The organism is Empedobacter falsenii, from assembly GCF_019308355.1.
Taxonomy (GTDB): domain Bacteria; phylum Bacteroidota; class Bacteroidia; order Flavobacteriales; family Weeksellaceae; genus Empedobacter; species Empedobacter falsenii_B.
Genome location: NZ_JAAGKM010000028.1, coordinates 26,339 through 34,493, shown reverse-complemented (window position 1 = coordinate 34,493; position 8,155 = coordinate 26,339). Strand labels below are relative to the sequence as shown.

Here is an 8,155-nt window from a genome sequence, read left to right as displayed (position 1 = left end):
AGTAAGAAACTGGGGAGTTATTATTGATCAATTTTTAATCCTATATCAAGAAAGGGTTAGACTCTAAAAAGTAGAACCTAACCCAAGCTTAATTTTTGAACTTACACACTTTAAGAGACAGTCCTTTATTTTTTCAAAATAGCTTGGATAATTCCTTCCAAATTTTCATTGAATTCGAGCAATTGAGCAAAAACTTTATCGTCTTTATTCAAGCCACCGTGTTTGTTATTTTTTACAAAGGTTGCTTTTATCGTTTCCCAACGTTCTTTTTCTTTAGCAGTTATCAAACCTGCAATTTCTTTTAATCGCAACAAATTCGATTCTGTATCTGTTGTCAATGTTTGCGATTCACTTTCGTAATGCGCTAAAATAGTTTCGTTAATTTCTTTTTCGTTCATCATTGGAACAATTTTCGAAACCAATTTTGACATATTTCTGTACGAACCTTGCATTTTGAAAGGCGGTTCCGTTCTGTAATCATCTTGCATTGCTGCGCTCGAAATATAATTTTGATTGACTTTTACGACAATATTTCTAATCTTAATCACATGTTTTAGAACTGCAATAAAATCATCAATTTCTTGTTTCAAATAATTGCCTTCCAAATCCGGAAGTTGTTCTTGATTTTCGGTTACAAAATTTGTTAACTTGTAAAAATCTGTCAAACTTTTTGAAGCAATTTTATCCAAATAAGGATTATCTCCTGTTGCATTTTCAATCAAACTTAAATTGAACAACGTTTCCGTATCACCAATTACATCACCCAAATTATAAACATCAGCACGATTAGCCAACATATCTGGAATCTGAAATTTAGAGCCGCTTTCCGTATATGGATTTCCTGCCATTACAATGCAAAAACGTTTTCCGCGTAAATCGTAGGTTTTACTTTCTCCTTCAAAAATTCCATCAATTTTTCGCTGTCCATCGGCTAATGAAATAAATTTCTGTAAAAATTCGGCACTCAAATGCTGAATATCGTCCAAGTACAACATTACATTGTCTGCCATTTCAAACGAAAGATTTATCTTTTTTAATTCCTCTCTTTCTCCAGAAGTTTTGGCTTCTATTGGATCGATTGATGTAATATTATGTCCAATTGTTGGTCCATTTACTTTCACAAAATGTAGGCCCATTGTTTTTGCTAAATACTCCATCAACGTCGTTTTTCCATAACCAGGAGGCGAAATTAACAACAACATTCCCATTCGTGCAGTACGCTTGTTATCGCCTGCAGTTCCCAATTGTTTGGCTAAATTATTTCCGATTAAAGGAAAATAAACTTCGTTGATTAATTTATTTCGAACAAATGATGTTAAAACTTTTGGTTCAAATTCTGCGATTTTTAAATCCTTTTCATAAGCTTTCGAAATTTCTTCTTTTAACTTTTGGAATGATTTAAAATTTGGAACATCAACAGTTGAAAAATGCTCTAATTTAGAAATGATTTCATGATAATTTTGTGTATAAATACCATCAATTATTACGGTATGATTTCCTTTTAAATCTTCAATTATAATAGATGAATTTCCATTTATTAACTGAAATTTATCTTTAGAAAACAATAACATCGTTGCTACTTCATTTACAACATTTCTGTAAGTTGAAAAATTTTCATTTTCATCGATAAAAGAATGAATCCAGTTTTCGATCAAGTAAAATTTTTCGGTTGAAGAAAATTGTTCATCTGCAATCAACGCATTAAAATCATCTGAATTTTTATTTTTCTCTAAGTAATTAATGAATTCTTTTCGAAAATTTTCAGCTTCATTACTCATCGAAAAAGCTTGATATTTTGTGAAAGTTCTAAACAAATAATTGGCAACTTTTTCTGAAGTTGTTATTGTTTTATCCCATTCAGTTTCCCAATTTTCAAAAAGCGATTTGATTTCATTTAGAATATTTTCAAATCGAGTTGAATTCGGAAAATTTTTCAAAATTAATTGAGCCGAATTAATCATTGCATTCAACTTATCTTGCAAATTCTTTTCTAAAGAATGGCAAAAAATTTGAGCAGTTGTACGAGTTGGCGCATCAAATTGCAACACATCTAATTTCGAATTTATGTTGACCAATTCAGTAAAAATTCGAAACGCATCAAAATTGTGAACGCCTTTTATATAACCTTCCGAATAATTTTGTTCAATGATTTGATTGATAAATTTTTCAGCATCAAAATCGTTTTCATTTCTTGCTAAAAAAGCTTGATAAGCTAAATATTCAGCACGATAAACCAATTGATTTTCCGAAACAAATTCTTGGTTCCAAATATCTTGGTAACGATAAATCTCATCGTTTTTAACTTTTTGATAGAAACTTGTACCTGTTAAATGATAAAATAATTCGTTGTTACGATTCAACAATGTCAGCGCTAATTGCTGCGTATTGACCGTAAATTTATTTTGACCAAGCGCAATAATATTTTGCCCATCAACAAAAAGTTCAGTTTTATCTCGTAAAACACGAAGCGTATCTTCTTGCGATTTTTTTAATAGATTTTCAAGGTTTTCGGCTTTCGAAACATCTTTTAAATCCTTCAATTCTTGAATGATTTGACGCATTTTGTCAATCATTAAATCCGAAGAATAAAACGCTAAAATTTCTTCTTTCTCAGAAAAAGTTTTGGCTTTATTTTCGATATTTTTCAAGACGCGCAAGCCAATTTGTTCTAATGAATTGGTGCGTTTGTTGGTTTGTTCAACTAATTGTTCACGTTTCAAATTGAATGCCTTGATAATTTCGTCGCGCTTATCTGCAATTTTCAAGGCGAAATCATCAAAATCAGAAAATTTACTTTCTAATTCTTCAAGTTGAACAATTATTTTTGTATTGTATTCTTCCGTTTTTTCGGCAGTTGTTGATAATTCTAAAAAGTTAACCACACTTTGTTCTAACAACGTGATTTGAGCAGAAAATTCTGCAACAGCTTCTTTGCTTTTTAACGCAGAAGTTTGACGTGTTAATTGGGCACGAACTTCGTTAAGCGAAGCAAAAATAACCGAGATTTTCTCAATGATTTTTGTTGTTTGTGTTGCGTCTTCAATTTTTAAACTGTTCAGAATATCAATCAATAATTCTAATTCTGAGGCAATTTTAAGACAGGCTTCTTCGATAACTTTCGCATCAATGACTTTTTCGATAGAAGCTACTAAGTTTTTCTGTTCAGCAACTTTTTCTTCGTATGGAATTAGTGCTTCATCCAATAAAAGAAACTCAATTGTTTTGGTTGATAAATTTTCGTTTACCTCTTGCAATCGGTTTTCTAATTCTTGAACACGCTCTAAATTGATGTAGCGAATTGAACGTAAATCAATAACTTTTCCTTGAATTTTACGAGCCTCAGCTAAATGTTCAACCAATAAATCCAATTGATTGTACGTTGTGCTATTTACTTTGAAAACGATTTCTTCAATCGATTCTTCCGTTTTTTCTAAGGTTTCTTGCGCAAATTTTTTCTGAATTTGAACTTTAGCAAATTCATCAATCGCTGTATTGGCAACTGTTTTTATTTCTAATAAAGGAACAGCAAGCTCAAAAGTCTCTTGATCATTAATCCAAAAATAGCCATCTACAATATTATTCGCTTTTTTTACAATGTCCTCGTATAAACCTTCGTACGAATCTTCTTTGTTGATTAATTGAATAACCTCCTGAGATTCAGCCATTGCTTTCACAATGTCTTTGTTCCCAATTTTATATAATGGATGATTTGTTTTCTCTGTATTTTCAATCAAACGTTCAACATAAGGTGTTTGCCAAATTTGAACTTGATGATGTCTTGTCGCTTCTTCTTCGGTGCGGAAATAAATTAAACTTCCATCTTTAAAAATCGTAAAACCATTACAAACTATAGGTGTTTCCACAGTTTGTTGAATGATATTGTACGATAAAAGAATGTATGTATTGGTTTCATCTTGATTGAAAATGTACATAAAATCTTCTCCGTTCGGAGAATTTACACGACGGAAAAATTGAAAATGCTCTAAATTATTATTATCGAAAAGATGATACGTTCCGTTTTGTAAATAATAACCATTCGAAAAAATTAAACCTTGATTATCGGGTAACAGAACTGCTGCATCTAAAAGTGCAGGAATGTTGATAACTTCTTTGGTGCGAACATTGTAAATATAGGCTCTGAAATCTTCTTGAAACGGTTTTATTTTAACCGCAATTAGATTTCCTAAATCGGCATAATAATATTCGGCATCGTCTAATTGTTGATCTAAATGTGTCACTTTTTCAGTGAAAATTCCTTTTCCTGAATCCGTATTATCTTCAATTTTAAAAGTAATATCACCACCAATTGCTTCGATAAAAATCTTATCTAAAATAGAAATATGTGGAAACTTTCCTAATCGACGATCATCGATAGAAGTTTTTTGCCATTCAAAATCAAATTGATCTGCTTTTTTTACTTCGTGAATGCTGCGATCATCTTGATAAATTAATTTTCCGTCTTTGATTAACCATTTAAACGCTTTCAAATCTTGTGCGCTTTTACTGGTTTGGAAAACCATGTATAGATAATTATCTGTTCTACGAAATTTAGAAAAGATAGAATCGCGGTAATATTTATATAAATTCTGAAAATCTGTAAAGAAATTCTGATCGTTTATTAAGTCGAGAGGTTGAGGAATAAATTGATTTTCTTGAAACAGATAAATACTAAAAACATCGCTCAACTGAATGTCTGTGCGTAAACCGAAATGCACGTTGTAACCAAAAATACACAATTTATCGAACGCGATAATTCCACGTGCGACGCATGTATTTTCTGTCGTAATTCTTTGGTTTGCGCTTAATGCAAAATTGGTAGAATTGAAGACTTCTTTTCGAGCATCATTCAATTTCGTTAATCTTTCCGAAAGAAAATCTTTTTGTGTAAGAAGTCTTTTTCGGATGATTTCGTACGCGCCTGCATCAAGCGTTTCGGTAACGTTAATATTTTTTTCTTCTTGCATTAAATTAAAATCTAGAAGGTGATTAAACTGTAATTAAGAGCGATTGAAACGAATAGATTCAATCACTCTATTATTGTTTAATGGATTAACCTATTTTTTTATTTGAAACACCTAACTGATTCGCAATTCCGAAAAGAGAATTTATAAATCCTGTGTCTTCGCTGTTTCCAGAAGCAGAAGCAGCTTGCTGTAATTTAATTAATGCCGCAGTAATTGTTAAGTTTTTGATGTCGTTTGATGAAATGCCATATTTATCGGCAAGACTTCTCACTTTTCCAGCTAAATCGCTTCCGCCATCTTCGTCAATCAATGCATTTTTGATATCTGTTGCATGTTTCGAATTGTCGATTAAATGATCGAAACCTTTTGCATTCGAAACTTGTTTCACAATATTTTCGAAGAACATTGTTTCTCCACCAACAATGTCAATTTTCGCAGATTTCAATGCATTTGATAACACCTCAGCTTGGGCTCCAGCAATATCTTTTTGAATGTTGATATGAGCCAATTCGATATCTTTTTCTTTTTGTAATTGAAGTTTGAACTCTTCGTGCTCTTTTCCAACACCGTCCAGTTTCTTCATAGCTTCTGCTTTTTCTTCAATTCCTTTTGCTTCTGCTAATGCTTTTTCACGAACAACTTCTGCTTGTGCTAAGCCTTCTTTACGTAACGCTTCTGCTTTTTTCTCGATAACAGATGCTTCTACAGTTCCTTGTTTTTCTTCTGCTTCTGCTTTTGCAACCATTACTTCTGCTTCAGATAGACCAATTGTAGCTTCTTCTTTTGCTTGTGCTTCAGCAATTATTTTACGAGCTTCAGCTTCTTTTGCAGAAGCTTCTTTTTTAGCTTCCGCATCAATTAATAACTCTTGCGCTTTGCGTTCTGCAACTTGTTTTTGTGCATCTGCTTCGATAACTTGACGAGCAGCTTCTTGCTCTGCCGCAATTTTTGCCGCTTCCGCAGCTTTTACAGTTTCGATTAAACGCTCTTCCGCTTCTTGCGATGCAGCAATAATTCCGGCTTGTTTCTGACGCTCAACTTCACGGTAAACTTCAACATCTTTCACACCTTGTTGCTCTTCAATCACGCCTTTTTCTAAAAGAACGCGTTCTTTGATAACGCCTTGAATATTTTTCTTCTCAACTTCGATAGACCTTTCTTTATCAATCTGAGCTAAAGTCACAATTCGCTCACGTTCTGTTTGCTCTAATGCACGATCTTTTTCAACGCGTTCCGTTTCGATTGCATCAGTACGAACTTTATTTTTTTCTGCGATAATAATTTGACGCAATTTATTTTCTTCTTGTACCGCCAATTGCTCTTCTGTTGTAATACGAACAGATTCAGCTTTTAGACGTTCTTCTTCGCGAACTTTTGCAATTTCTGCCTCTTCGCGCGCTTTTATATTTTCGATTTCTCTGCGTTGACGCTCTTCTTTTTCGGCTAATTGTCGCTCTAATTCTAAGATTGCTTCGCGCGCTTCAACGTTTTGTTTTTTGATTACTTTTTCTTCTTCACGACGAATTAAGTTGGCGTTCATATTTTGTTGAGCCGTTAATTCCGTGATTTTTTTAATACCTTCCGAATCTAAAATATTATCAGGGCTCAAGAATTGTAATTCAGTTTGTTCTAAATAATCAATCGCACAGTCATCTAAAATATATCCATTCAAGTCTGTTCCGATGATATTTAAAATTTCATCTCTAAATTCGCGACGAGCTTCGTATAATTCGATAAAATCGAATTTTTTTCCAACTGTTTTTAAAGCTTCTGAGAATTTTGCTTCGAAAATACTTTTTAATGTTTCTGGTTCTGATGCTCGTTCTGTTCCTAAGTTTTGTGCAACATTGATTACATCATTCACCGATTTATTAACGCGAACAAAAAATGCAACTTTGATATCTGCACGAATGTTGTCTTTACAAATTAAACCATCGTGTTGTTGACGAGTAATATCAATTTTCTTAATCGAAATGTCCATAATTTCCATTTTGTGGAAAACAGGAATTACATACATTCCTTTGTTGAAAGCTACTTGCGATCCACCAACACCAGTACGAACGATGGCTTTTCCTTGCGGAACTTTTTTATAGAAAACGCTTAAAACGACGATGAAAGCAATAAAGATGAAAACGATAACACCAACTGCTAAAAGAATAAAATTTGTCATGAGATTTTTATTATATTTTGATTGATTTAGTGAATAATTAAGATTAAAATTTCTTCGATAAGAAACGAAGTAAGTTGAAATATTAGTGTCATAATAGTGTTAAATGTTGTTTAAGGTTATATGTTTGATGACGAAATAATAATGATTTGAAGGCGATTCGTCGGTGATAATAATGGTATCTCCAAAATTAATTTCTTCGCCATTTTGACTTTTGATGTTAAGCGTAATAATATCTTTCTCGATTTGAAATTCCGCAGAGCCTATTTTATCTCCTGTGATTTTAGATTTTGATTTTCCGACTCTTCCGATAAAATCAGTTTCTTCTTCTCCATGATAACCTAATTCTGAATACATTTTAACTAATGGTTTAGTGATCCAATGCATCATAAAATAAGCGATGATGAAAACCGGAATTAAGATTAAAACTGAATACAATCCTAATTTGCTTAATCCAAAAACAATCGAAGAAATAATGGTAATCACCCAACTGATAAATTTGAACAAAGTAATAATCACCATTAACGGAACTTTACCAACATTGATGAATTCTAAACATTTTGCCCAAAAACCTGGTTCGTGATGCACGTCTGCATCAGCATCGTGATCAGCGTCAATTTCGTGGTGGGCATCAACATCATTGATGTCTCCGATATGAAAATCAGAATCTGTTCCAAGATCAATTCCGTCACCAGCTAACAGTTGAAATACCCAATAGACAAGAGAAAATCCCATCAAAATGGTCATAATTCCGTTGGCCAATGGATTAAAAAGAAGGTCTAAAATTTCGGTCATTTAGTGTTAATTTTTAATGTTAAATAGCTCTTCTGAATGTATAATAAATAATTTTCGTTGTGCTGTTGATGGAAAGCGGAGTGGAAGTGATTAATTCCCAGCCTTCATTTCCATATTTATTTAGTAAATCATCCAAAAATGTTTTATCTATTTTGATAGAAAATAAGCCAGCGTTAGGCATTATTTCTATTGTTTTGTATTCATATTTAGATGCCATAGTTTTGATTTT

4 protein-coding genes are annotated in these 8,155 nt (G+C 32.5%); all 4 read right to left on the bottom strand.

Translation table 11 applies throughout. The features are described 5' to 3' along the window. Positions 1–125: 125 nt before the first annotated feature. Positions 126–4,964: a DNA repair ATPase gene (locus G0Q09_RS10955; RefSeq protein WP_219034893.1), complete on the bottom strand. Its 4,839-nt coding sequence runs from the start codon at positions 4,962–4,964 to the stop codon at positions 126–128. 85 nt (positions 4,965–5,049) lie between these two features. Then, a complete protein-coding gene (locus tag G0Q09_RS10950) occupies positions 5,050–7,134 on the bottom strand; it encodes a flotillin family protein (protein WP_219034892.1) in 2,085 nt (694 codons plus the stop codon). 99 nt (positions 7,135–7,233) lie between these two features. After that, positions 7,234–7,926, bottom strand: a complete 693-nt coding sequence (locus G0Q09_RS10945) for an OB-fold-containig protein (RefSeq protein WP_125350042.1) — start codon at positions 7,924–7,926, stop codon at positions 7,234–7,236. A 19-nt stretch (positions 7,927–7,945) separates the two neighbouring features. Continuing rightward, the gene (locus G0Q09_RS10940; RefSeq protein WP_125350043.1) at positions 7,946–8,143 is read right to left on the bottom strand and encodes a DUF4177 domain-containing protein; all 198 of its coding nucleotides are present in this window, start codon (positions 8,141–8,143) and stop codon (positions 7,946–7,948) included. Positions 8,144–8,155 lie beyond the last annotated feature (12 nt).